Annotated in this window: 1 protein-coding gene; it reads right to left on the bottom strand. The window is 74.7% G+C overall.

The genetic code is table 11. The annotated features are described in order from the left end of the window. Nucleotides 1-295: 295 nt before the first annotated feature. The gene (lptG, locus tag BKE38_RS26695) at nucleotides 296-1,405 is read right to left on the bottom strand and encodes an LPS export ABC transporter permease LptG (protein WP_076960235.1); all 1,110 of its coding nucleotides are present in this window, start codon (nucleotides 1,403-1,405) and stop codon (nucleotides 296-298) included. Between the last annotated feature and the right edge of the window lie 63 nt (nucleotides 1,406-1,468).

Consider the following 1,468-nt stretch of genomic DNA (forward strand, 5'->3'; position numbering starts at 1 on the left):
TGGCAGCGGGGGCCTGGGGGCTGGTCGCCGGCCCGGCGCCCTGGGCGCGGCCAAGGGCGGCCGGCAGGCTGGCGGCCAGCAGGGCGGTGCCGCCCAGCAGCAAGGTGCGCCAGGGAAGGGCGCGCCCAGGACGGCGGGCATCCGGCGGAGAGGCAGGCTCCATCCTGGCGGCAATCCCTCTCGCTGCCCGGCGGTTGCCGGCGTCACGCATGGCTCGGTCCATGCCGCTTCCATAGCCGCATTGGCGCGGCGCGGCGAGAGGCTTGAAAAGCCAGCCTGGAAATCCGAGCCGCCCTCAGCCGTCCTCAAGATACAGCAAGAGGGTCAGCGCCAGCAGCAGACCGGCGACCGAGGGGGCCCAGGCGGCCAGCGCCACCGGCAGGGTGCCGGCCTGGCCGAATTCCTCGGCGACCTTGTCGAGCAGGAAGAGGGCGAATCCGGCGGCGATGCCGGCGCCGATCATCTGCGCGACCCCGCCGCGGCGCGACTGCCGCATCGAGAAGCCGGCGGCCAGCAGCGCCATGGCCGCGGTCAGCAGCGGCAGCGACAGCAGCGAGTGGTAGTGCAGCCGGTGCCGCATGGCGGAGAAGCCGCTGCTCTCCAGCACCGCGATGAAGGAGGGCAGCGCCCAGAAGGACAGGGTGTCCGGGCTGGCGAAAGTCTCTTCGATGCGGTCGCGGGTGAGCGGGGTGGGCAGGCGCAGCGGCGCCGGGGCGGAGGGCTGGCGGTTGGTGCCGAAGGTCACCGCCTCCTCCAGGTTCCAGGCGCCGTCGGCGAGCCGCGCGCGCGGCGCCTCGACGCGCGCCAGCGGCTTGTCCTGGGCGGAGAGCCGCCAGACCGAGACGCCGCGCAGGAGAAAACCCTGCGGCCCGACCTCGGGGACGCCGGCCAGGATGGCGATGCCGTTGGGCTCCAGCGCCGGATCGGCCTGGCGCAGCCAGAGCCTGCCGCCGGCCAGCGAGGACAGGCCGGTGGCGTTGCGCAGATAGGTGGCGTCCAGCCGCTCGGCACGGGCCAGCATGGCGGCCGAGAGCGGCGAGACCACGGTGATGGCGAGGGTCCCGAGGCAGAGCGCCACCGCCACCGGCCCCATCAGGAAGGACCAGACCGAGACGCCGGCGGCGCGCGCCACCACCAGCTCCGAGGCGCGCGCCAGCCGCCAGAAGGCGATGATGCCGCCCAGCAGCACGGCGAAGGGCAGGATCTGCAGCACCACGAAGGGCAGCCGCAGGCCGGCGATGGTGGCGACCAGGCCGAAGCCGGCATCGGCGCGCGTGGCGGCGCGGCGCAGCAGCTCGATGAAGTCGAACAGCGCGACCAGGCTGGCCAGCGCCAGGGTCATGGCCAGCGCCATGGCCCCGAAGCGGCGGGCGATATAGGCGGTCAGGGTCCAGGAGAAGGCCATGCGCTCAGCCCTCCGCCGGGCCGGGGCGGCGGCGGGGCATGCCGGGGCGGCCGGTCAGCACCC

Source organism: Teichococcus deserti, assembly GCF_001982615.1.
Lineage (GTDB): Bacteria > Pseudomonadota > Alphaproteobacteria > Acetobacterales > Acetobacteraceae > Pseudoroseomonas > Pseudoroseomonas deserti.

Coding starts and splice junctions, on each gene's coding strand:
- lptG (WP_076960235.1), bottom strand. CDS start 1,405: ATGGCCTTCTCCTGGACCCTGACCGCCTATATCGCCCGCCGCTTCGGG.